Annotated in this window: 16 protein-coding genes; 5 read left to right on the top strand and 11 right to left on the bottom strand. The window is 71.3% G+C overall.

What is annotated here, in order from left to right; translation table 11 throughout:
- Position 1: 1 nt before the first annotated feature.
- Both ACIBEJ_RS31955 and ACIBEJ_RS31950 read left to right on the top strand, forming a co-directional pair.
- On the top strand, positions 2-2,215 hold the full coding sequence (locus tag ACIBEJ_RS31955; protein WP_397186580.1) for an ATP-binding cassette domain-containing protein: 2,214 nt from the start codon (positions 2-4) through the stop codon (positions 2,213-2,215).
- Positions 2,216-2,253: 38 nt separating this feature from the next.
- Positions 2,254-3,657: an alpha/beta fold hydrolase gene (locus ACIBEJ_RS31950; protein WP_397186579.1), complete on the top strand. Its 1,404-nt coding sequence runs from the start codon at positions 2,254-2,256 to the stop codon at positions 3,655-3,657.
- Between the two features lie 3 nt (positions 3,658-3,660).
- Here ACIBEJ_RS31950 and ACIBEJ_RS31945 read toward each other — a convergent pair whose 3' ends face one another.
- Positions 3,661-4,065, bottom strand: coding sequence for a hypothetical protein (locus tag ACIBEJ_RS31945; protein ID WP_397186578.1), 405 nt, complete (start codon positions 4,063-4,065; stop codon positions 3,661-3,663).
- Between the two features lie 488 nt (positions 4,066-4,553).
- Between ACIBEJ_RS31945 and ACIBEJ_RS31940 the strand changes: the two genes are divergently transcribed.
- Positions 4,554-5,234: a hypothetical protein gene (locus ACIBEJ_RS31940; protein WP_397186577.1), complete on the top strand. Its 681-nt coding sequence runs from the start codon at positions 4,554-4,556 to the stop codon at positions 5,232-5,234.
- 401 nt (positions 5,235-5,635) lie between these two features.
- On the opposite strand, the gene ACIBEJ_RS31935 is transcribed toward ACIBEJ_RS31940, so the two are convergent.
- The 7 genes from ACIBEJ_RS31935 to ACIBEJ_RS31905 all read right to left on the bottom strand — a co-directional run bounded on the left by ACIBEJ_RS31935 (position 5,636) and on the right by ACIBEJ_RS31905 (position 13,094).
- Complete coding sequence (locus ACIBEJ_RS31935; RefSeq protein ID WP_397186576.1) at positions 5,636-6,337, bottom strand: DUF2306 domain-containing protein; 702 nt, start codon at positions 6,335-6,337, stop codon at positions 5,636-5,638.
- A gap of 2 nt (positions 6,338-6,339) precedes the next feature.
- Positions 6,340-7,407 carry an SDR family oxidoreductase gene (locus tag ACIBEJ_RS31930; protein ID WP_397186575.1) on the bottom strand — a complete coding sequence of 356 codons (1,068 nt, stop codon included), beginning with the start codon at positions 7,405-7,407 and terminating at the stop codon, positions 6,340-6,342.
- A 9-nt stretch (positions 7,408-7,416) separates the two neighbouring features.
- Positions 7,417-8,790 carry an MFS transporter gene (locus tag ACIBEJ_RS31925; RefSeq protein WP_397186574.1) on the bottom strand — a complete coding sequence of 458 codons (1,374 nt, stop codon included), beginning with the start codon at positions 8,788-8,790 and terminating at the stop codon, positions 7,417-7,419.
- A gap of 516 nt (positions 8,791-9,306) precedes the next feature.
- Positions 9,307-10,044, bottom strand: a complete 738-nt coding sequence (locus ACIBEJ_RS31920) for an SDR family oxidoreductase (protein ID WP_397186573.1) — start codon at positions 10,042-10,044, stop codon at positions 9,307-9,309.
- Positions 10,045-10,106: 62 nt separating this feature from the next.
- Entirely contained in the window at positions 10,107-10,796 is a 690-nt protein-coding gene (locus ACIBEJ_RS31915) for a TetR/AcrR family transcriptional regulator (protein WP_397186572.1), read from the bottom strand.
- Positions 10,797-10,845: 49 nt separating this feature from the next.
- Entirely contained in the window at positions 10,846-12,780 is a 1,935-nt protein-coding gene (locus tag ACIBEJ_RS31910) for a sigma-70 family RNA polymerase sigma factor (RefSeq protein WP_397186571.1), read from the bottom strand.
- On the bottom strand, positions 12,777-13,094 hold the full coding sequence (locus ACIBEJ_RS31905; RefSeq protein WP_397186570.1) for a YciI family protein: 318 nt from the start codon (positions 13,092-13,094) through the stop codon (positions 12,777-12,779). Before ACIBEJ_RS31905 ends, ACIBEJ_RS31910 begins: the two co-directional genes overlap by 4 nt.
- 74 nt (positions 13,095-13,168) lie before the next feature.
- On the opposite strand from ACIBEJ_RS31905, the gene ACIBEJ_RS31900 reads away from it, so the two are divergent.
- On the top strand, positions 13,169-13,822 hold the full coding sequence (locus ACIBEJ_RS31900) for a DUF998 domain-containing protein (protein WP_397186569.1): 654 nt from the start codon (positions 13,169-13,171) through the stop codon (positions 13,820-13,822).
- 140 nt (positions 13,823-13,962) lie between these two features.
- On the opposite strand, the gene ACIBEJ_RS31895 is transcribed toward ACIBEJ_RS31900, so the two are convergent.
- Genes ACIBEJ_RS31895 through ACIBEJ_RS31885 form a run of 3 tightly spaced genes read right to left on the bottom strand, consistent with a single transcriptional unit; the run spans position 13,963 to position 18,621 of the window.
- The gene (locus ACIBEJ_RS31895; protein ID WP_397186568.1) at positions 13,963-15,714 is read right to left on the bottom strand and encodes an ABC transporter ATP-binding protein; all 1,752 of its coding nucleotides are present in this window, start codon (positions 15,712-15,714) and stop codon (positions 13,963-13,965) included.
- Positions 15,715-15,747: 33 nt separating this feature from the next.
- Positions 15,748-17,436 (bottom strand): ABC transporter ATP-binding protein, encoded by a 1,689-nt coding sequence (locus ACIBEJ_RS31890; protein WP_397186566.1) that lies wholly within the window; start codon positions 17,434-17,436, stop codon positions 15,748-15,750.
- 39 nt (positions 17,437-17,475) lie between these two features.
- Positions 17,476-18,621 carry a nitrate/nitrite transporter gene (locus ACIBEJ_RS31885; protein ID WP_397186565.1) on the bottom strand — a complete coding sequence of 382 codons (1,146 nt, stop codon included), beginning with the start codon at positions 18,619-18,621 and terminating at the stop codon, positions 17,476-17,478.
- A gap of 45 nt (positions 18,622-18,666) precedes the next feature.
- Between ACIBEJ_RS31885 and ACIBEJ_RS31880 the strand changes: the two genes are divergently transcribed.
- Positions 18,667-22,197 carry a nitrate reductase subunit alpha gene (locus tag ACIBEJ_RS31880; protein WP_397186564.1) on the top strand — a complete coding sequence of 1,177 codons (3,531 nt, stop codon included), beginning with the start codon at positions 18,667-18,669 and terminating at the stop codon, positions 22,195-22,197.
- Positions 22,198-22,200 lie beyond the last annotated feature (3 nt).

The following is a 22,200-nucleotide window of genomic DNA, read 5'->3' as shown; positions in this document are numbered from 1 at the left end:
GGTGCAGGAAAACATCACGATTGTCGGGGCCAGGGAGCACAACCTCAAGGACGTCTCCCTGGAGATCCCCAAGAACAAGATCACCGTGTTCACCGGTGTCTCGGGCTCCGGGAAGTCGTCGATCGTCTTCGACACCGTCGCGGTCGAGGCGCAGCGTCAGCTCTACGGGACCTTCAGCTGGTTCATCCGCAACCAGTTGCCCAAGTACGAGCGGCCGCACGCCGACGCCATCAGCGGGCTGACGACGCCGGTCATCGTCGACCAGAAGCCGGTCAGCGGCAACGCCCGCTCCACCGTCGGCACCATGACCGACATCATGCCGATGATCCGCGGCCTGTTCTCGCGCGAGAGCGGGCTGCCGGTCAACCTCTTCTCCTTCAACGACCCCAAGGGCATGTGCCCTGAGTGCGATGGCATCGGCAGGTCCGTGCAGCCGATCCTGGAGCGGATGGTCGACCGCGACAAGTCGCTCAACGAGGGCGCCATCCTGCTGCCCGGCTACAAGGTGGGCAGCGCCGCCTGGCAGGTCTACGCCAAGCACGAGCCGCTCGATCCGGACAAGCCGGTCAAGGACTACTCGCCCGAGGAGGAGCACGCGTTCCTGCACGGGTCGGGCAAGGTCTCGGTGGGCGGCATGTTCAACATGACCTACGAGGGGCTGCTCGACAACTTCGTGCGTACCAAGCTCAAGAGGGAGACGAGCGAGAAGACGCGCGAGCAGATCAAGCCGTTCATCACCGAGGGCGTCTGCACGCTCTGCCACGGCGCCCGGCTCAGCCCCGAGGCGCTGGCGCCGCGCGTCAACGGCAGGAACATCGCCGACTACGCGGCCATGCAGATCACCGACCTGATCGAGGAGCTGGCCAAGCTGGGCACCCCGCTGGCCGACGGGGCGCGGGTGGCGCTGGAGCGGGTGGCCGGAATCGGCCTCGGCTACCTCAGCCTCGACCGGGCCACGGCCACGCTGTCGGGCGGCGAGGGCCAGCGGCTCAAGCTGGTCAAGCACCTCGGCAGCACGCTGATCGGCGTCACCTACATCTTCGACGAGCCGAGCACCGGCCTGCACCCGCGCGACGTGGGCAGGCTCAACACGCTGCTGGCCGCGCTGCGCGACCAGGGCAACACCGTGCTGGTCGTCGAGCACGACCCCGACGTGATCGCGGTGGCCGACCACGTGGTCGACGTCGGTCCCGGCGCGGGCGCCCACGGCGGCACGATCGTCTTCGAGGGCACGGTCGAGGAGCTGCGCCGGGCCGACACCCGCACCGGCGCGGGGCTACGCGCCTCCGGCACGCTCAGGACGGACGTCAGGACCCCCGACGGCAAGCTGCCGATCGAGGGCGCCGACCTGCACAACCTCAAGAACGTCTCGGTCAGCGTGCCGACCGGGGTGCTCACGGTGGTCACCGGCGTGGCGGGCTCGGGCAAGTCCAGCCTGATCGCCGACGTGTTCATGAACACCTACCCCGAGTCGGTCTTCGTCGACCAGTCGGCGATCGGGGCCTCCACCCGGTCCACACCCGCCACCTACATCGGCGTCATGGACACGATCCGCTCGCTGTTCGCCAAGGCCAACGGGGTGGCGCCGGGCCTGTTCAGCTTCAACTCCGACGGGGCCTGCGAGGGCTGCCAGGGCCGTGGCGTGATCATCACCGAGGTCGCCTACATGGACCCGGTCACCACCCACTGCGACTCCTGCGACGGGCGCAGGTTCAAGGAGTCGGTGCTGGCGCACGAGCTGCGCGGCAAGTCCATCGCCGACGTGCTGGAGATGCCCGCGGAGGAGGCGGTCGGCTTCTTCACCGAGAAGGCCGTGCGTCCGAAGCTGCAGGGGCTGATCGACGTCGGCCTGGAGTACCTGTCGCTGGGCCAGTCGCTGAGCAGCCTGTCCGGCGGCGAGCGGCAGCGCATCAAGCTGGCCACGCAGCTCCAGCGCACCGGTGGCGTGTACGTGCTCGACGAGCCGACCACCGGCCTGCACATGTCCGACGTCGGCACGCTGCTGGCGCTGATCAACCGCCTGGTCGACCAGGGCAACACGGTCGTGGTCATCGAGCACAACCTCGACGTGATCATGAACGCCGACTGGATCATCGATCTGGGGCCCGACGGGGGCAAGGACGGTGGCGAGATCGTGTTCGAGGGCACGCCTGCCGAGCTGGTGGGGTTCGCCGGGTCGCTGACCGGCGAGGCGCTGCGCCGTACCGTGGGCTGACATACCAGGGTCGGACCACGGCCTTCCATCATCAGACCGTGGTCCGACGCGCCACCCGCCCCTCCCCCACGATCCTGTACGCCATGTGGACCTCCCTCGCCCTGACCCTGACGCTGACGGCGACCCCGGCGCCTGCCCCCGACCCGCTGGCCTGGAGCCCCTGCCCCGGTGACAAGGTCGGCATGGAATGCGCCGACCTCAAGGTGCCCGTCGACTGGAGCAAACCCGCCGGGCGCACGATCACGCTGAAGCTCGGCCGTCTCAAGTCGACCGGCCACGCCAAGGGCTCGGCCCTCCTCGCGTACGGCGGGCCGGGCGGACCCGGCATCGCCATGACCCAGCAGACCGCCGCCACCTGGGCGGGCCTGCGCAAGCGCATGCACCTCGTCACCTGGGACACCCGCGGCTACGGCGAGCAGTTCGGCGGCCTGAGCACCGGCCTGCCCTGCACCTGGACCAGGATCCCGATCGCCGCCTTCCCGGGCGACGACGCCGAGTTCGGCCGCCTGCACGACACCAACCGGGGCTACGCCGAGCCGTGCCGGAGCAAGGACCCCGAGCTGTTCGCGAACATGAGCTCGGCCGACCACGCCCGCGACATGGAAGCCATCAGAAAGGCCCTGGGCGAACCCCGCCTGACCTACTACGGCGCCTCCTACGCGGGCTTCTACGGCCAGGACTACGCCCGCCTGTTCCCCGACAGGGTGCGAGCCATCGCCCTGGACGGCACCTGGAACCACAGCACCGCCGACTGGCCCGCCGAGCTGGACGCGATGGCCAGGACCAACGAGGAGTTCATGGCCCGCTACTTCGCCTGGAAGGGCGCGGGCTCCGCCCGCGAGTGGCGCGCCCTGGTGGCGTCGGCCAACCGCAAGCCGATCCCGGCCAAGAAGGCGCCCGGCGTCGCCTACAACGGCACCGACCTCCAGGACCTGATGCTCGGCCTGGTCCGCCGGGGCAACGACTTCCCGGCCGTCGCCGCCGCCGTCAAGAACGCCGTGGCCGGTGACGCCTCCGGTTTCGTCCCCGAACGCGGCCTGCGCTACCCCGACCAGTCCACCGGCGTCACCGAGTGCACCGACTGGCCCCGCTTCGCCGACCGCGCCGCGATGGAGGCGAGCCTGCGCCGCCTGCGCAAGCTCGCCCCCAACGTCGGCACCGCGGGCACCCTGGCCAGCGGCACCCTGGCCTGCGTGGGCTGGCCGGTCGGGGTGACCAACCCGCCCAAGCCGCTGCCCAAGGGCGTCCCCCCGCTTCTGGGCAGCGGCGCGTGGGGCGAGTCGGACGCGGTGCGGCGCGTGGTGAGCCAGGTGCCCGGCAGCGCCGTGGTCCGGCACGAGGGGCCCGGTCACACGCTGTACATCTTCAACACCTGCGCCCGCGCCCACATCGACCGCTACCTCACCGACACCGAACTCCCCGCCCCGGACACGAAATGCTGACGCTCAGGTGCGCAGCTTCGTCCGCTTACAGGTATGGAGCCCGCCGAGAAACTGCAGATAAACGTCGATGTTCTCCGGCAGATCCAGATCCCGGTACTTCTGGCCGGGGTCGATCTGCTCGATAATCGTCCCGTCCTTCTTGAGTAGCTGGAGATACTCGTATTTCTTGAGCCGGACGTCGGTTCTGAGCGTTTCACCGCGCGCCGTGAAACTGCCGACGACCTGGCGGCCGTCGGTGGGATGGGAACCGTAGGCGAAGAATATCTTGCCGGATATTCCACCGAGGTCGCCGTCGTCCTTGAGGCGTTGGGTGATGCAACTCTTGGCCGCGGCCGGGCCGGGGAAGACGAGAACGGGCGCGGCGGCTACGGCGGCCGCCAGGCTGATCGTGACGATGCGGCGCATCATGCACCACCCTTTCCATCGCTGTTTCCTGTGGCCCCCACTCTAAAATCGCGCAATTTATTTTCATTATCGATCCGATATATCCTTTGCGGCCCTCATTTCTTCGCCGGGCTTTACCTTCGGCTCTGACGGGACCTGCACTGCCCCTTTGGCGCTCGGGGGAAGGGGCTGACGAAAGTAAGGGTGGGTGGGTTACTTTCGGGTGATGGGCGGGGGGCGGGCGTCGGCCAGGGTTGTCAGACATGGCCACTCCACCACCTGACAGGTCTCCCGCTCGTTCCACCAGCTCTTCCACTCGCCCCACCGATTCCTCCGCCAGCTTCTCGGTCAGCCCCACCGGGTCCTCGGCTAGTCCCACAGGTTCCTCGGCCAGCCCCACCGGGTCTTCGGCTAGCTCCACAGGTTCCTCGGCTGGCTTCACCGGGTCCCGCGATCGCCCCAGCGGTTCCCTTGGGCGGCTGACCGCCTTTCCTGGGAGTTTTGTCGGCGGTTTGGCCCTGATCCTGGGGCCGGTCGTCTGGTTTGTGGGCTTTTTGCTGCGGTATCTGGCCACCGAGACGGCCCTCACACCGGCCCAGCAGGCGTGGGCCGAGCAGCAGGACTTCGCCGGACCGGGGCAGTTGATCGCCTACCACGCCGACCCCGGCCTGGTGACGGCCGCCTATGCGGTGTTCGCCCTGGGAGCGGTACTGATGTTCCCTGCCTGCATCACGCTGGGCCAGCTCATCGGCACCCGGCTGGCGTACTGGGGAGCCATGCTGATCGTCGTGGGCCTGTTCGCCCGCCTGTACTTCACCGGCGCCGACCAGACCGCCTTCCAACTGACCGAGACGCTCGGGGTGGGCGGAGCCACCCAGGCGGTCATGGCCGAGTACGTGGACATCTCGTACGGGCCGTGGCGGGTTCCGGTGTGGTGCTCGGTGGGCCAGTACGCGGGAACGATGTTGCTGGTGGTGGCCGCGTGGCGTACCGGCCTGTTCGGCACGGCCCGCGCCGTGATCGTGTTGCTACCCGGCCTGACCTGGATGGGCGTACTGAAGGCCGCCACCATCCCCGACCTGGTCACCACAGCCCTCCTGGCCGCAGTCCTCCTCCCCCTGGGCCTAATAACCCTCCGCCACCAACCCCCACCCACCATCCCACCCCACCCCCGCCGCCTCCTCACCTGGTAAGCACCCCCTCCACCCCCCAACCGCCCCCACCTAACGCCCCACCTCGACCGCTCTGCCTCACGCCCCACCCCAACCGCCCCACCCCACGCCGCACCCCAACTGGTCCACTCCACGCCGCACCCCGACTCCTCCACCCCACGCTCCACCCCGACCGCCCCACCTCGCCCCCAACCCCGATCGCTCTGGCTTGCGCTCCACCTTGACCGCTCCGCCGTGCGTCCGACTGCGGAACTGGTTCCGAACGGGGCCCCACACGGGAGTGAGTGATCCGAGGTCGAGGTCGGAGGCTGAGGCGGAGCCGGGGCAGGCGCCGGAGCCGAGGCGGGCACCGGGACCGGGACGGGAGCTGGGACCGGGGCTGGGGCTGGGGCTGGGGTGGGAGCCGGGGGGTGTTGCGGCGGTTAGGCGGTGGTGGCCGTTTGGCGGCGGGCCAGGGGCGCCAGCGTGCGTTGGATGATGAAGAACTCGGCCACCGCCAGGTTGACCAGGATGGACGCCCACACGCTGGCGTTGTAGATCTCCTCGAACGGCAGCCCGGGAAAGACCCCACTTTTCAACTGCAGGCCGACGAGCAGGTAGACCCGCAGGGTGACGGCGGCGAACGTCAGAGCGTAGTTGCGGATCAGCCAGATCCGGTGCAGTTGCACGTCGCCCCGGCGGATGCTCAGGTACGCCTTGGTCACCGTGTACAGCCAGCCAACGACCAGCAGGTAGAACGCGATCTGGACCGAGAAGCCGCCCAGCGAGAACGTCGCGGCGAACACCGCCGCCCCGGAGGCGACGAGGATGCAGATCATGTAGATCCGGCCCGTCACCCGGTGCAGCTTGGGCCTGCGGGCCCGTAGCCGGGACATGAACTGCAGGGGCCCGAGGATCAGCGCGAGCCCGCCGGGAACGGCGTGCACGGACAGCGACAGGTAGTGCAGCGCCACGTCCGGGTCGATCGGCACGCTGCTGTCGGCCTCGTTCCCCGTCAGGTACGGCGGCACGGCGTAGGCGGCGATACCGATCGCGCAGACGGCCATCAACCCCCACAACACCCACCACCAGCGGCGCCGGTTGGCCCTGGCGGACACGGCAGCGCCAGGTTCCAAGGCAGACATCCTCAGTTCTCCTTGACGAGCGCGGGGATGAAGGTCTCTTTGGCGGGCGCCGGAGTGTCGATCTCCCCGGCGGGCGCGGAGGTGAAGGTCTCCCTCGCGCGCGCGGGAGTAAGGGTCTCCTCGGCGGGCGCGAGGGTGAGGGTCTCCTCGGTGGTCGCGGGGGTCGAGGTCTCCTTGACGAGCGCGGGGATGAAGGTCTCCTTCGCGGGCGCCGGGGTGAAGAGCCGGGCGTAGTCGCGGGTGAAGTCGGTCAGGTCGCGGGCCGGATGGCCGGTGAGGGCGGGGAGGTCGGTGTGGATCTCTGCCGCCTCGCCCCTGGCATAGTGCGCGTAGTCCTCGACCAGGCCCTCGATCTGCCAGTCCGGCAGCATCCCGCGTAGCGCGGCCGCGAAGTCCTCGGGGCGTGTGTCGGCGAAGGCGATCCGGGTTCCGGTGGCGGCCGACAGCGCTTCGGCGATCTCGGTGTGGGTGACCGCGCGCGGTCCGGTCAGGGTGTAGGTGCGGCCGGCGTGGCCGGGCTCGGTGAGTACGGCCGCCGCCGCGTCGGCGATGTCGCGGGTGTCCACGGCACTCACGGCGGCCCCGCCGATCGGGGCGGCGAACATCCCCTGCGCCCGGATCAGCCCGGCGAAGGCGAGGACGCCCTGCATGAACAGGTTGGGACGCAGCACGGTCCACGACTCCAGGCCGAGGTCGCGGATGGACGTCTCCACCGCCGCGTGCCAGCGCAGGAACCGTACCGGAGAGTCGGCGCGGGCGGCGTACTGGGACAGCACGACCAGCCTGCGGACGCCGGCCCGGCGGGCGGACTGCGCGAAGCGGATCTGGAGGTCGGCGGCGTCGGGGGCGGACGGGCTGTTCAGGAACACCGTGTCCACGCCGTCCAGCGCGGCACCCGGTTCGCCCAGGTCGGCCACGACGGTCTCGGCCCCGTCGGGGAGGCCGACCGCGCGTTCTGCGCTGCGGGTCATCGCGCGCACGTGTACGCCCCGCGCGAGCAGCGCCGGAACCAGCAGCGAGCCGATTCCCCCGGTCGCACCGGTCACCAGGACGGTCGAAGTCTCCATCATGTCTCTCCTTCAGGATCTGCGGTGGGCGGCCGGGACGAGGGACAGGACGACGGCGATCAGCGTGAGCGCCGCGGTCCCGAGAAAGGCGCTCGTGTACGCCACGTCGTGCCCCGACCCTCCGGTGGACACGGCGACCAGGGCAGCGAGCCCAAGGGCGCCGCCGAGTTGCCTGGTCGCGTTGATCAGCCCGCTGAGCAGGCCCGTCTCCCCCACGGTGGCGCTGGACACGGCGAGCGTGATCGCGTAGACGAACCCAAGCCCGAGCCCGGCGCCGATCAGCAGGAACGGACCCAGCAGGCCGGTCGCGTACTCGCTGCCCACCCCGTTGCCCGCCAGCCAGACCAGCCCGGCGAGCAACGCCACCAGCGCCCCGGCCATCGCGGTCCTGAGCCCCGCCGCCTTGGCCACCCAGGGCGCGGCGAACCCGCCCAGCGTGATCATGACCGCGATCGGGAGCTGGCTCAGGCCGGTCGTGATCGGCGACATGCCGAGGACCTGCTGCTGGAACTGGGGCAGGAAGTAGAACAGACCCACCGACACCGCGCCCAGCAGGAGCATCACGGCGTTGGCGACGACCACGGGCGCCTGCCGGAAGACGCCGAGTGGAACGAGCGGCTGGCCGGAGCGCAGTTCGGCGACGACGAACGCGCCCAGCGCGACGACGCCGACCACCAGGCTCACGACGGTACGCGGCGAGCCCCACCCGACCTCCGGCGCGGAGATCAGCCCGAGGGCCAGTGCCGAGGCGCCCAAGGTGATCGTCGCCGCTCCGGGCAGGTCGAACCGGCCGGGCCTGGCCGGGGAGGACGGGACCGCGTACCAGACCATGGCGGCCGTGACGATCACCACGGGCACCGGCAGCCAGAAGATCACCGGCCAGCCCATCGCCTGGGTCACCACGCCGCCGAGCGCGACGCCGAGCAGGCTGCCCGCCCCGGCGACCCCGCCCCAGACGCCGAGCGCGCGACGCCGTTCCTCGGCCCCGGAGTAGAGGCCGAGCATGAGCGACAGGGCGGCGGGTGTCAGGATCGCCGCGCCCGCGCCCTGGACGATTCTGGCCGCGATCAGCGTGAGGCCGCTCACGGCGAGCGCGCACGCCACGGACGCGACCGCGTACACCACGACGCCCGCCATGAACACCCGCCGCCCGCCCAGCACGTCGGCGAGCCGGCCGCCGAGCAGCAGCAGCCCCGCGAACGCGATCAGATAGCCGTCCACCACCCACGACAGCTCGGTCGTGGACAGGTTCAGTGCGGCACGGATGGCGCGCGTGGCCAGGTTCACCATCGACGCGTCCAGGATCACGACACCGGCGGCGGTGGCCAGCCCGGCCATGGCCAGGCCGCGTGCGACGTTCCGTGACAGGGGTTGCGTGATGCCCACAGAAAAGATCTCCTCCAGGTACGGCCCCGCGCCACGCTGCTGCGGCGACAAGGGTGCTGCCGTGCGCCGGCGCCGGAAACGTCCTGGCCAGCGAGCACGGCCTCACGCTAGTGAGCGGGAGAAGAATTTGGCAGTGTTAGATTTACCTAACACCGCCAAGCATCACTGAGGGCGATCGCAGGAGGCGGTCGCACGACTCGCGCACCTCGGCCAGATCGACGCCGAGGACAACGTGGCGCCCGCCGCGCCCATGGCCCGGCAGGCGTCGGCGGTCAGGCCGGTGCAGTGGATGAACGTCACGGACGGGCCGACCAGCCCCTCGGCCCACCAGCGCAGAACGGCCTCGGAGGAGGCCGTGGCAGTCGCCGAAGTGCGGCCGCATGCATGCACGCCCCGGATGCCGGCGCCGATCAGGGCCTCGATGGCGCGGCCGGAATGGGCGGCGGTGCGGCAGTTGTGGCCGCCGGCTGGAAGAGGCGCGGCCGGACCCCCACCGACCACCTTCGCGAGAAACGTTCAGGCGATGCCGCCGTTGGCGTAGAGGATCTGGCCGTTCATCCAGCGGGCCGGTCCGGCCAGGAACGAGACCACCTCGGCGATGTCGCTCGGCGTGCCCAGGCGCTCCAGCGGCGGAGCCTTGGCGAGGTTGTCGATCGTGCCCTGGTCCTTGCCCTCCAGGAACAACGGCGTGGCCGTGGGACCGGGCGCCACGGCGTTGACGGTGATGTCCTTGCCGCGCATCTCCCTGGCCAGGACCAGCGTCATGGCCTCGACCGCGCCCTTGCTCGCCACGTACGCGCCGTAGGTGGGGAAGCCGAGGCGGGTGACGGAGGTGGAGAAGTTGACGATCGCGCCACCGGGCCGTACCCGCCGGGCCGCCTGCTGGGAGATCACGAAGGTGCCCCGGATGTTGGTGCGGTGCATGCGGTCGAGGTCGTCGAGGTCCAGGGTGGCGATCGGCGCCAGGAGCATGATCCCGGCGGTGTTGACGACCACGTCGATGCCCCCGAACTCCCGCTCGACGGCGTCGAACGCGGCGGCCATGGCCTGCTCGTCGGCGACGTCACCGCTCACCGCGATGGCCCTGCCGCCGGCCGCGGTCACCGCGGCGACCGTCTCGTCGGCCTTGTCCTTGCTGCCCGCGTAGTGCACGGCGACCGCGATGCCGTCGCGGCCGAGCCGCTCGGCGACCTCGCGTCCGATGCCGCCTGAGCCGCCGATGACGAGCGCGACGCGGGTGGTGGTGTCGTTCATGTCCTGTCCTTCCGTGTTTTATGGCATGCCGGTACGGCCCCGCGCCCGGGAATGGCGAAGGGTCAGCGGCGTTCCGCGATCTGGGTGAGCCAGTGCCCCAGCAGCCCGGCCTCCGCGGCGTTGAACGGCTCGGGGGTCAGCCCGTCGAGCGAGGCCACCAGGGTGGTGGCCGCCGCCCGCCGGGCGTCGCCCGCGGAGACAGCCGCGGCGGAGTCGAGCAGGATGGCCTGGTGGATCGCGTCGCGGACCAGCACCGACAGGCCCGCGTCCGGATACTGGGCGGGATGGGTGATGAGCGCGAGCGCCACCCCGGTGTTGGCCGACATGATCATCCGTGCGCCGACCTCGGGCGTCACCCGGAGCCGTCCCAGCACGGCGAGCCGCTCCAGCATCCCGCGCAGGATGCCCATGGCCTCCTCGGCCGCCTCGGACTTGGCCCGCAGCGCCGGGGAGAACATCAGCCGGTAGATGTTGGGATTGGCCAGCGCGAACGCGGTGTGGCTGTCCCAGCCCGCCCGCAGGTCCTCCAGCGGGTCGTCGGACTCCTTGGCCGCCCGCTTGACCTCCAGGTACTTGCCCCAGACATGGTCGACGGTCGCGGCCAGCAGCGTGTCCTTGTCGTTGAACAGCCGGTACAGCACGGGCTGCTGGACGCCGACCGCCTCGCACATCGCGCGGGTGGACACGTCACCGCTGGGCGAGCGGGCCAGGAGGTCCGCCACCGCCTCGATTATCGCCGCTTTCGTATCCATGTAATCAACGATAACACGTACCCGTATCACCGACAACTGAGAGACGTTGTCAGTGATACGCGAGCTGGTGAAGGGTGAAACCGCCCGAGGCCCGCTTGAAGAGATACTCCGACCGCTCGTACGACAGCCGCCCCCGGCCCGTCACCGGGCACAGGTCGGCCGGTTTCGGCATCCGGGCCGGCGCGGGCCTGCGGTCGGCCAGGAAGACCGGGCCCCTCGGCCGCCCGGCCAGCAGTTCCGGCAGGAGTTCGGCGGCGCCGTCCCCCCAGGTGATCCACGTCCGGCCCGCGCGGGCGCGGCGCGCCTCCAGGTCCAGGTCCTCGACGTCGAGGGAGAGCACGGTCCGCGCGCCGGCCCCCGACTCGTGGACGAGCCGCCACAGGGTCCGCTCGCGCAGGGACGGGTGGCGCCACAGGGCGCTCAGGCCGGGGCCGTCCACCGCGGGACGGCGTTCGCGGCTCTCCGCCCTGCGGTCGAGGTCGGCCGACAGGTCGGGCAGGCCGGCCCATGCCGAGAAGGAGCGTACGGCGGCGCGGTGCCGGTTCCAGGTCTTGGGCGCGGCCGTACCCCAGGCGAGGGCGAACACCCCGGCCACCCGCGCGGCGTCCACCGCGGCCAGCGGCGTGCGCGGCCCCAGGTCCAGCCGGAGCCTGCGCAACGTCTGCCCATAGGACCGCAGCGTCCCGGCCCCCAGGTCGGCCCGCGACAGGAACCCCTCCACCGCCTCCCCCAGCGCCCGTCCCGCGCCCTCGGCGACGAGGACGGCGGTGAGGGTGGCGGCGCGCCTGAGGAGGAAGGCACGTTCCGCGGCGTTCCTGGTGAGGGACGCGGCGCGTTCGAGCTGGGTGCGGGCCTCCTCCTCACGCCCCAGCCGGGCCAGCAGGTCGCCGTGCACCACCGACAGCGGGTGGTAGTCCTTCAGCGCCGGGTCCCTGGTCAGCTCGTCGACCAGGGCCAGCCCTGCCGCGGGTCCCTCGGCCATGCCCACGGCCACGGCCCGGTTGAGCTGGACGACCGGGGACGGCATCAGGCGGGCCAGCGCCGCGTACAGGGCGGCGATCTGGACCCAGTTGGTCTCCTGCGCGCTCGCGGCCTGGGCGTGGGAGACGGCGATCGCGGCCTGCAGCACGTAGGGGCCGAGGGGCCCGCCCGCCTGCCGGGCGCGCAGCATCGACGCGAAACCCCGGTTGATCAGCTCCTGGTCCCAGAGGGCGCGGTCCTGCTCGTGGAGCTGGACGGGCTCGCCGGAGGGCCCGGTGCGGGCGGCGGAGCGCGACTGCTGGATCTCCATCAGCGCGACGAGGCCGTGCACCTCCGCCTCGTCCGGGGCCAGGCCGGCCAGCAGGCGGCCCAGCCTGAGCGCCTCCATCGCGAGGGCCGGCCGGGTCAGGTCGTCGCCGGCCGTGGCGGAGTAGCCCTCGTTGAAGATCAGGTAGATGACCTCCAGAACCGAGGCCAGGCGGGTGGCCAGTTCCGGGCCCGGCGGGAGCTCGAAGGGGATCTGCTCCTCGGCCAGCGTGCGCTTGGCCTTGGCGACGCGCAGGGCGACGGTCTGCTCCGGCACGAGGAAGGCCCGCGCGATCTCCTCGGAGGTCAGCCCGCCGAGCAGGCGCAGGGTCAGCGCGGCCCGCTCCTCGGCGGGCAGGACGGGGTGGCTGGAGATGAACATCAGCCGCAGCACGTCGTCGTCGAGACCGACCGTCTCGGACGGCTCCTGCTCCAGCGTGCGGGCGATCTCGGCGTGCTTGCGCTCCTGCCGCTCGCCCCGCCGCAGGTGGTCGACGGCCCGCCGCTTGGCCGCCGTCATGAGCCAAGCACCCGGATTGTCCGGTACGCCCTGCGTGGGCCACTGCTCCAGGGCGGCGACCAGGGCGTCCTGGGCGAGTTCCTCAGCCAGGCCCACGTCGCGGACCATCCGCGTCAGACCGGCGACGATCCGCGCGGACTCGGCCTTCCAGACCGCGTCGACCGCGGCGGCCGTCATCCGTAGATCTGCTGCATCCTGCCCTCACCGTCCCCGATGATCGCGAAGAAGCGCCGGGAGAGCTCCAGCGCCTCCTCCCGGGAGCCGACCTCGATCAGCGCGAACCCGCCCGCCATCTCCTTGGCCTCGGCGAACGGGCCGTCCATGACCGTGATCTCGCCGCCCACCGACTTGATCAGGGTGCCGCCCAGCTCCATGCCGCCGGTGGCGATCAGCACGCCCGCCTCGGTCAGCTCCTTGATGAACTCGCCCATCTCCATCTGAAGGGCCTCATCGGCCCGCGGCCGGCCCACGCTCGTCAGCAGAAACTTCATGGCGCACACCCTAGCGTTCCCTGTCACATGCCTCCGACGACGCGTAGACAAAGACACCGAAAGGAACCACGGACATGACCACCACCACCGTCACCGTCGCCGGCCCCGCCACCACCCGCACGCTGCTCACCGCCGCCGCGCTCGCCGCGCCGGTCTGGGTGGTGGTCTCGCTGGCGCAGGCGTTCACCCGGGAGGGCTTCGACCTCACCCGCCACCCCCTCAGCCAGCTCGCGACCGGCGAGCTGGGCTGGATCCAGATCGCGACCTTCGCCACCGTCGGGGTGCTGTTCATCGCCGGGGCGAGCGGCCTGCGGCGCGCGCTGGCCGGGCAGCCGGGCGGCGTCTGGACGCCCCGCCTGATCCGCACGGTCGGCATCGGCATGATCGCCGCCGGCGCCTTCACCATGGACGCGGGCGACGGCTTCCCGGTCGGCACCCCGGCGGGCCCGCCGGCCGAGATGAGCTGGCACGCGGTCGCGCACATGGCGGCCGGATCGATCACGTTCTTCGCGCTGGCGGCGGCCGGGTTCGTCCTGGGCCGTCACTTCGCCCGCACCGGCGACCGCGCCTGCGCGATCGTCTCCCGGCTGGCCGGCGTCGCCGTCATCCTGGGCAACGGCTGGGCGATGAGCGGGGGCCGGATGGGCTCGCTCACGCTGGCGATCGGGGTGTCGCTGGCACTGGCCTGGGTCTCCACGGTCGCCTACCGCCTGCGCCACCACGCCTGACCCCCGTGCGGCACGGCCGCGCCTCAGGCGAGGCCAGGCCACGGGCGACACGGCCGTCCCTCAGGCGGTACGGCCCGCCGAGCCCCGCTCCGGAATCCGGAGCGGGGCCGTCCCTTTTCCCGGGCAGGCGGGAAGCGGGGTCAGCGGGAGGCCGGGGTGCCGTGCCAGCTCGACCACAACGCCGCGTAGGAGCCGCCCCGCTCCACCAGCTCGTCATGGCTGCCCAGCTCGCTGATCGTCCCGTCCTCCACCACCGCCACCCGGTCGGCGTCGTGGGCCGTGTAGAGCCGGTGGGCGATGGCGATGACCGTCCGTCCCTCCAGCACGGCGGCCAGCGACCGCTCCAGGTTCCTGGCGGCGCGCGGGTCGATGAGCGAGGTCGCCTCGTCGAGCACCAGCGTGTGCGGGTCGGCCAGCACGAGGCGGGCCAGCGCGAGCTGCTGGGCCTGCGCCGGCGAGACGGCCAGGCCGCCGGAGCCGACCTCCGTGTCGAGCCCGTCCTCCAGGGCCAGCGCCCAGTCGAGGGCGTCGACGGCCGCCAGCGCCTGCCGTACCCGGTCGTCGGTGGCGTCGGGACGGGCGATGAGCAGGTTGTCGCGCAGCGTGCCCTTGAAGACGTGGTGTTCCTGGGTGACGAGCGCGACGTGGCCGCGCAGGTCGTCCAGGGGAAGGTCGACCAGCGGGACGCCGCCGACGGTCACGGCGCCGGTGCGCGGGCCGTGGATGCCGGCCAGCAGCCTGCCGAGCGTGGACTTGCCCGCGCCGGACGGTCCGACCATGGCCAGCCGCTCGCCCGGCGCGACGGTCAGCGAGACGCCGTGCAGCACGTCCCTGCCCTCCCGGTAGGCGTAGCGGACCTCGTCGGCCTCCAGGTCCTCGCCCTCGGGCCGCTCGCCGGTGGCGGCGCGGTCCTCGGGCACGTTCGCCACGCCCAGCAGGCGGGACATGGCGGCGCCGCCCACCTGGAGCTCGTCGATCCACATGAGGAAGCGGTCGAGCGGGTCGATGAGCTGCTGGGCGTAGATGGTGGCGGCGGTGACCTGGGCGATGGTGACCCAGTCGTTGATGTAGAACAGGCCGCCGACCAGCAGGCTGATGACGACCGGCAGCACGTAGCCGAGCTCCACGGCGGGGAACCAGACCGTGCGCAGCCCGAGCGTGTAGCGCTCGGCCGCGTAGGAGGCGGTGATGTCGCGGTCGGTACGCGCGGCGCGCCGCCGCTGCAGGCCCAGCGCCTCCACGGCACGGGCGCCCTCGACGGTCTCGGCCAGGCCCTCGGTCATGTCGGCGTAGGCTGCGTTCTCCCGCAGGTAGCCGTCGCGGGCCCGGTTGAGGTACCAGCGGGTGGCGATCCACAGGATGGGCGCGGCGATCAGCATGGGCAGCATGAGCAGCGGGCTGACCAGCAGCAGCGCGCCGACGGTGATCGTGAAGGTGACCACCGCGATCAGCGTCTCCGGTACGGCGTGCCGCACCGTCCTGGACAAGGAGTCCACGTCCCGCGACGTACGCGTGATCAGGTCACCGGAGCCCGCCCGCTCGACGGTGGACAGCGGCAGCCCGAGCACCCGGTCGACGAACTCCTCGCGCAGCTCGGCCAGCACCCGCTCGCCCAGCCGGGAGGAGGCGAGCACGGCGAAGCGCACCAGCGCCGCCTGCACGAGCAGGAAGCCGCCGATGGCCAGGCCGACGAGCCACACGTTGACCCGCGCGCCGTCCTGGACGTCCTGGACCAGCTTGCCGAGCTGCCACGGCACGGCCAGGCCCGACACCGCGGCCAGTCCGTGCAGCGCGAGCGCGACGGAGAGCTGGCGCGGATACTTCAGCGTCAGCCTGCGCGCGTAGGCGCGTACTTGTTTCAGGTCGGCTACCGGCAGGATCTCCCTGCTCATCTGTGACTCACCCATCGGTTGTGTGCGCTCATGTCAGTCCTCGCCCCTCGTGACGGTCGCCGAGTAGGCGCTGGAGGTGGCGAGCAGCTCGCGGTGCGGGCCTTCCGCGAGGACGCGGCCGTCCTCCAGGTAGACCACGTGCTCGGTGCGGTCGAGCACGAGCGGGCTCGTGGTGCAGATCAGCGTGGTCTTGCCGGCGCGCGCCTTGGCCAGCCGCTCGGCGATGCGGGCCTCGCTGTGGGCGTCGACGGCGCTGGTGGGCTCGACGAGGATGAGCACCTCCGGGTCGGCCACCAGGGCGCGGGCCAGGCGCAGCCGCTGCTGCTGGCCGCCGGAGAACTCCCGGCCGCCCTCGGCGACCACGGTGTCGAGGCCGTCGGGCAGCGCGTCCACGATGTCCTCCGCGCAGGCGGCCCGCAGCGCGTCGCGTACCTCGTCGGGGGAGGCGTTGCCGCGCACGTCGAGCTCGTCGGCCAGGCGGCCGGAGAACAGCCGGGCGCCGTTGTCGGCGACCAGGATGCGCTCGCGGACCTCGGGGATCGGCAGCTCGGCCAGCTCGACGCCGCCGAAGGTGACGTCGCCGGGCGCGTAGCGGCCCAGGCGGTCGGCGACCTCGATCGCCTCCTCGGGGGTGGCGGCGGCCAGCGCGGTCAACGTGCCGGGCTGGAGGGTGACCCCGCTGTAGGAGTCGCGCAGCACGCCGCCCTCCGACGTGCCGTCGCCGCCCTCGACCTCGGGCTCCATCGACAGGATCCGCACCACGCGGCGCGCGGCCACGTGGCCCTTGGTCAGCTTGTCGGCGGCCTCGGTGAGCGTGCGCATGGGTCCGATGAGGAAGACCGCGTAGCCGTAGAAGGCGACGAGCTGGCCGGCGGTGATCTGGCCGCCGAGCGCGAAGGAGGCGCCGATGCCGGTGACGACGGCGATGAGCACGCCGGGCAGGAGGATCTGCGCGCCTTCGAGCAGCGACTCGATCCCGGCCACCCGGACGCCGGCGTGGCGTACGCGCTGCGACTCCTCCCGGTAGCGCCCGGAGAAGACCTGCTCGCCGCCGATGCCGCGCAGGACGCGCAGGCCGGAGACGATGTCGGCCGAGCGCGTGGACAGCTCGCCCTGGAGGTCGCGGTGCGCCTTCTGGCGCCGGTGCAGCGGCTTGAGCAGCGGGCCGACGGCGACGGCCATGAGCGGCACGCCGAACAGCACGAGCAGGCCGAGGGGCAGCGAGGCGGAGATGAGGTAGATCGTGACGGTGACGATGGCCACGACCGCGCCGGTGCCGCGCAGCAGGATGTCCAGCGAGTTGCCGATGTGCGCGATGTCGGAGTTGCCGACGCTGACGACCTCGCCGGTCGACAGCCGCTTGGGCAGCGTGGCGCCGAGGTGGGCGGCGTGGCGGGTGGTGAGCTGCACGGTGCGGTACGCCGCGGCCAGCCAGTTGTAGACGGCGAAGCGGTGGCGCATGATGCCGGCGAACGCCTGCAGCAGGCCCAGCCCGAGCATGATCGCCGACCAGGTCACCAGCGCCCGGGTGTCCTTGGCCGTGACGGCGTCGATGCCCTTGCCGAGGACGGCGGGAACGAGCGCCTGCCCGAGCCACCAGAGGGTGGCGAACCCGATGCCGATGGCGAGCGCGGTCTTCTGCCGCCGCGCGTTCCACAGCAGGTAGCGGAAGGGCGTGCGGATGTCAGGGGTGCCGGGATCGGCTTCAGGCAGGGAGCGCATAGCCTGACCAGGCTGCCAAAGCCGCCCTGACCAGGCAAATCATTTTCTGAACGCGCGCAGGGTGTAAAGCAGTGCCACCAGGGCGGTCAGCGCGAGCAGCAGATAGCCGATCGTGTACGCGCCGGTCGCCGTGTAGACGGCCCCCATGACCAGCGGCGGGAAGTATCCGCCGAGCCCGCCCGCGGCCCCGACGAGGCCGGTGACGGTGCCGACCCGCGAGCCCTCGACGAGCTGGGCGACGAGCGCGAAGACGCCGCCGGTGCCGAGGCCGAGGAAGAAGGCCATGAGCACGAAGCTGACCCCGGCGGGGATCTCCAGCGGCGGGTTGAAGGACAGGACGACGGCCATGGCGACGGCTCCGGCGAAGGAGATCGTCAGCACCCGGACGGGGCCGATGCGGTCGGAGGAGATGCCGCCGAGCGGGCGGGCGATGACGGCGGCGATGGAGAATCCGGCGGTGCGCAGGCCGGCCTCGGTCTGGGCGAACTCGTAGACGTTCTGCAGGAGCGTCGGCAGGTAGGTGGAGAAGGCGACGAAACCGCCGAACGCGACCGCGTACAGGAAGGCGCACTGCCAGGTGGCCTTGATCTTCATCGCGTCCTTCATGCGGGGCAGCGCGGGTTCGGTGGAGGGTTTCCAGGCGGGCGAGTTGCGGCTGGCCAGCAGCATGATCACGCCCATGACGGCGAGCGCCGCCGCCATGATCACGTGTGTGGTGGAACGGCCCAGCGATTCGACCAGCCGTGGCGTGAAAAATGCGGACAAGGCGGTGCCGCCCATTCCGGCCCCGAACACGCCGGTGGCGAACCCGCGCCGCGCCGGCTCGTACCAGGCGTTGACGAACGGGATGCCGATCGCGAACGAGGTGCCCGGGATGCCCAGCATGAATCCCCAGAACAGCAGCCATCCGTAGGAGTTCGACCAGCCCAGGAACAGCACCGGCACGATCGAGACGAAGCACACGACCGCGAACATCAGCCGCCCGCCGAACTTGTCGGCCAGCATTCCCGCCGGGATCCGGCCCAGCGACCCGACCAGCACGGGAATCGCGACCAGCATGGAAGTCTCGGTCGCCGACAGGTTCAGCGCCTTGCTGTAGCTGCCGGACAGCGGACCGATGAGGTTCCACGCCCAGAAGGTGACGGCGAAGGCCACGGTCGCCAGCACCAGATTTCGCGCACGCATGCACCCTGTGTAACAGATCACTACAGAGTGTGATGCACTGGGGGTATGAGCGAGGCGGAGGACATCCTTCTGAAGACCGGCCGGTTCTTCCGCAGATCGGTCACGGGCCGGGACCTGCGGACCGTCTACCTGTCCGGCGGCCGCGAGGGCGACGCCTACTACCGCGACCGGTGGAGCCACGACAAGGTGGTCCGCTCGACGCACGGCGTGAATTGCACCGGCTCGTGTTCGTGGAAGGTCTACGTCAAGGACGGCATCATCACCTGGGAGACGCAGCAGACCGACTACCCGAGCGTCGGCCCCGACCGTCCCGAGTACGAGCCGCGCGGCTGCCCGCGCGGCGCCGCCTTCTCCTGGTACACCTACTCGCCGACGCGCATCCGCTACCCGTACGCGCGCGGCGTCCTGGTCAGCATGTACGGCGAAGCCCGCGCCGACGGCCTCGACCCGGTAGCCGCCTGGGCCGAAATCACGACAAATCCGCAAAAGCGGGAGATCTACCAGAGCGCCCGCGGCCAAGGCGGCCTCGTCCGCATCACCTGGGACCTGGCCACCGAGATGATCGCCGCCGCCCACGTCCACACCATCGAGACCTACGGCCCCGACCGCGTGGCCGGCTTCTCCCCCATCCCCGCGATGTCCATGGTCAGCCACGCGATCGGCGCCCGGTTCGTCTCGCTGATCGGCGGCACCATGCTCAGCTTCTACGACTGGTACGCCGACCTGCCGGTCGCCTCCCCGCAGGTCTTCGGCGACCAGACCGACGTGCCCGAGTCGGCCGACTGGTGGGACGCGGCGTACCTGATGCTGTGGGGCGCCAACGTCCCGGTCACCCGCACGCCCGACGCCCACTGGATGGCCGAGGCCCGCTACCGGGGCCAGAAGGTGGTCGTGGTCGCGCCCGACTACAACGACGCGGCCAAGTTCGCCGACGAGTTCCTGGCGGTCAACCCGGGCTCCGACGGCGCGCTGGCCATGGCGATGGGCCACGTGCTGCTGAAGGAGTGCTTCGTCGAGCGGCAGGTGCCGTACTTCACCGAGTACGTCAGCCGGTTCACCGACCTGCCCTTCCTCGTCCGGCTGACCGAGCGCGACGGCCGCCACGTGCCGGACAAGTTCCTGACCGCGGCCGACCTGGGCTCGCAGGAGGAGTCGGCGGAGTGGAAGACCGTCTTCCTCGGCGCCGACGGCGAGCCGGTCGTGCCCAACGGGTCGGTCGGCTTCCGCTGGGGCGAGCGGGGCAAGGGCCGCTGGAACCTCCGGCTCGACACCGAGCCTCTGCTCACCCTGCTCGGCGGGGAGTCGGTGGAGATCGCGCTGCCCCGCTTCGACGGCGGCGGCCCGCTGACCCGCGGCGTCCCGGTCAGGCGGGTCGGCGGGCACCTGGTCACGACCGTCTTCGACCTCATGCTGGCCCAGTACGGCGTGCACCGCCGCGGGCTGCCGGGCCGCTGGCCCCACGGGTACGGCGACGCGTCCGAGCCGTACACACCGGCCTGGCAGGAGCCGATCACACGGGTCCCGGCGGCGCGCGCCATCAAGATCGTCAGAGAGTTCGCCGCGACGGCCGAGCAGACCCGCGGCCGCTGCATGATCATCCTGGGCGCCGGAACCACCCAGTGGTTCCACGGCGACACGATCTACCGCTCCTTCCTGACGCTGCTCATGCTGACCGGCTGCCAGGGACGCAACGGCGGCGGCTGGGCGCACTACGTGGGCCAGGAGAAGTGCCGCCCGCAGACCGGCTGGGCGCAGCTCGCCGGCGGCCTGGACTGGTCGCGCCCGGCCCGGCAGACGCCCGGCACGCCGTTCTGGTACCTGCACACCGACCAGTGGCGCTACGACCGCTTCGACGCCGGCGAGCTGAGCTCCCCGCTCGGCCCCGGGCTCTTCCACGGCAGGCACACCGCCGACCTGGTCACCGAGGCGGTCAGGAACGGCTGGATGCCAATGGCGCCCGCCTTCGACCGCAACCCGCTGGACCTGGGCGACGCGGCCGACCCGGTGGCCGACGCCCAGGAGGAACTGGCCAACGGCACCCTGCGCTACGCCGCCGAGGACCCCGACGACCCGCGCAACTGGCCGCGCGTGCTGACGCTGTGGCGCTCCAACCTGCTGGGGTCCAGCGCCAAGGGCAACGAGTACTTCCTGCACCACCTGCTCGGCGCGCGCTCCAACCTGCCGCGGCCCGACGAGCAGGCGCCGCGCGGCAAGCTGGACCTGCTGCTGACGCTCGACTTCAGGATGACGTCCTCGACGCTGTTCTCCGACATCGTGCTGCCCGCCGCGACCTGGTACGAGAAGCACGACCTGTCCTCGACGGACATGCACCCGTTCGTGCACGCGTTCAACCCGGCCATCACGCCGCCCTGGGAGACCAAGAGCGACTTCCACGCCTTCCACGCGATCGCCAGGGCGTTCAGCGCCATGGCCAAGGATCGGCTCGGGATCAGGAAGGACGTGGTGGCGCTGCCGTACCAGCACGACACGCCGGGCGAGATCGCCCAGCCGGGCGGGCGCGCGCCCGCCCGGGTGAGGCCCAACCTCGTGGTGGTCGAGCGCGACTACGGCGCGGTCGCCGAGAAGATGGCGGCGCTCGGCCCGCTGGCCGAGGGCAAGGGGCTGCCGGTCAAGGGCGTGGTGTTCACGCCCGACGAGGAGATCGTCTGGCTCGGCGAGCGGTGCGGGCTGGTGCCGCGCGGGATCGGCAAGGGACGGCCGATGCTCGACACCGAGGCCAAGGCGTGCGAGGCGATCCTGGCGCTGTCGGGGGTCAGCAACGGGCGACTGGCCGCGCAGGGGTTCGCCCAACTGGCCGAGCGGACCGGCACCGACTTCGGCGACCTCGTCCACGGCGACCACCGCATCGTCTTCGCCGACACCCAGGCCAGGCCCACGCACGTGGCCTCCAGCCCGGAGTGGTCCGGCAAGGAGTCGCACGACCGGCGCTACTCGCCCTTCACCATCAACGTCGAGCACGACAAGCCGTGGCACACGCTCACCGGCCGGATGCACTTCTTCCTCGACCACGACTGGATGCACGAGTACGGCGAGGCCCTGCCGATCTACCGGCCGCCGCTGGACATCGCCGCCCTGTTCGGCGACGAGGGCGGCGAGGGCGCGCTGGTGGTGCGGTACCTGACGCCGCACTCGAAGTGGTCCATCCACTCCGAGTACCAGGACAACCTGCTCATGCTCTCGCTCTCGCGCGGCGGCCCGGTGATCTGGATGTCGGTCGAGGACGCGGCGAAGATCGGCGTGGCCGACAACGACTGGGTCGAGGCCGTCAACCGCAACGGCGTGGTCGTGGCCAGGGCGATCGTCTCCCACCGGATGCCCGAGGGCACCGTCTACATGCACCACGCCCAGGACCGGGTGATCGACGTGCCTAAGTCGGAAGCCACCGGGCGGCGGGGCGGCATCCACAACGCGCTCACCCGTGTGCTGATCAAACCCACCCACATGATCGGCGGCTACGCCCAGCTCTCCTACGCCTTCAACTACCTCGGCCCCACCGGCAACCAGCGCGACGAGATCACGGTGATCAGGAAGCGCTCGCAGGAGGTGATCTACTAGTGC

It is taken from the genome of Nonomuraea sp. NPDC050790 (assembly GCF_044456745.1).
In the GTDB taxonomy this organism is placed as follows: Bacteria; Actinomycetota; Actinomycetes; order Streptosporangiales; family Streptosporangiaceae; genus Nonomuraea.
This window is presented reverse-complemented; position numbering and strand designations above follow the sequence as displayed.

What these genes read in the sequence shown, in the direction of transcription:
- ACIBEJ_RS31930 (WP_397186575.1), bottom strand. Translation starts at nt 7,407, where the DNA reads ATGATGGAGACTTCGACCGTCCTGGTGACCGGTGCGACCGGGGGAATC.
- ACIBEJ_RS31915 (WP_397186572.1), bottom strand. Translation starts at nt 10,796, where the DNA reads ATGGATACGAAAGCGGCGATAATCGAGGCGGTGGCGGACCTCCTGGCC.
- ACIBEJ_RS31935 (WP_397186576.1), bottom strand. Translation starts at nt 6,337, where the DNA reads ATGTCTGCCTTGGAACCTGGCGCTGCCGTGTCCGCCAGGGCCAACCGG.
- ACIBEJ_RS31945 (WP_397186578.1), bottom strand. Translation starts at nt 4,065, where the DNA reads ATGATGCGCCGCATCGTCACGATCAGCCTGGCGGCCGCCGTAGCCGCC.
- ACIBEJ_RS31895 (WP_397186568.1), bottom strand. Translation starts at nt 15,714, where the DNA reads ATGAGCAGGGAGATCCTGCCGGTAGCCGACCTGAAACAAGTACGCGCC.
- ACIBEJ_RS31880 (WP_397186564.1), top strand. Translation starts at nt 18,667, where the DNA reads ATGAGCGAGGCGGAGGACATCCTTCTGAAGACCGGCCGGTTCTTCCGC.
- ACIBEJ_RS31900 (WP_397186569.1), top strand. Translation starts at nt 13,169, where the DNA reads ATGACCACCACCACCGTCACCGTCGCCGGCCCCGCCACCACCCGCACG.
- ACIBEJ_RS31890 (WP_397186566.1), bottom strand. Translation starts at nt 17,436, where the DNA reads ATGCGCTCCCTGCCTGAAGCCGATCCCGGCACCCCTGACATCCGCACG.
- ACIBEJ_RS31885 (WP_397186565.1), bottom strand. Translation starts at nt 18,621, where the DNA reads ATGCGTGCGCGAAATCTGGTGCTGGCGACCGTGGCCTTCGCCGTCACC.
- ACIBEJ_RS31905 (WP_397186570.1), bottom strand. Translation starts at nt 13,094, where the DNA reads ATGAAGTTTCTGCTGACGAGCGTGGGCCGGCCGCGGGCCGATGAGGCC.
- ACIBEJ_RS31910 (WP_397186571.1), bottom strand. Translation starts at nt 12,780, where the DNA reads ATGACGGCCGCCGCGGTCGACGCGGTCTGGAAGGCCGAGTCCGCGCGG.
- ACIBEJ_RS31920 (WP_397186573.1), bottom strand. Translation starts at nt 10,044, where the DNA reads ATGAACGACACCACCACCCGCGTCGCGCTCGTCATCGGCGGCTCAGGC.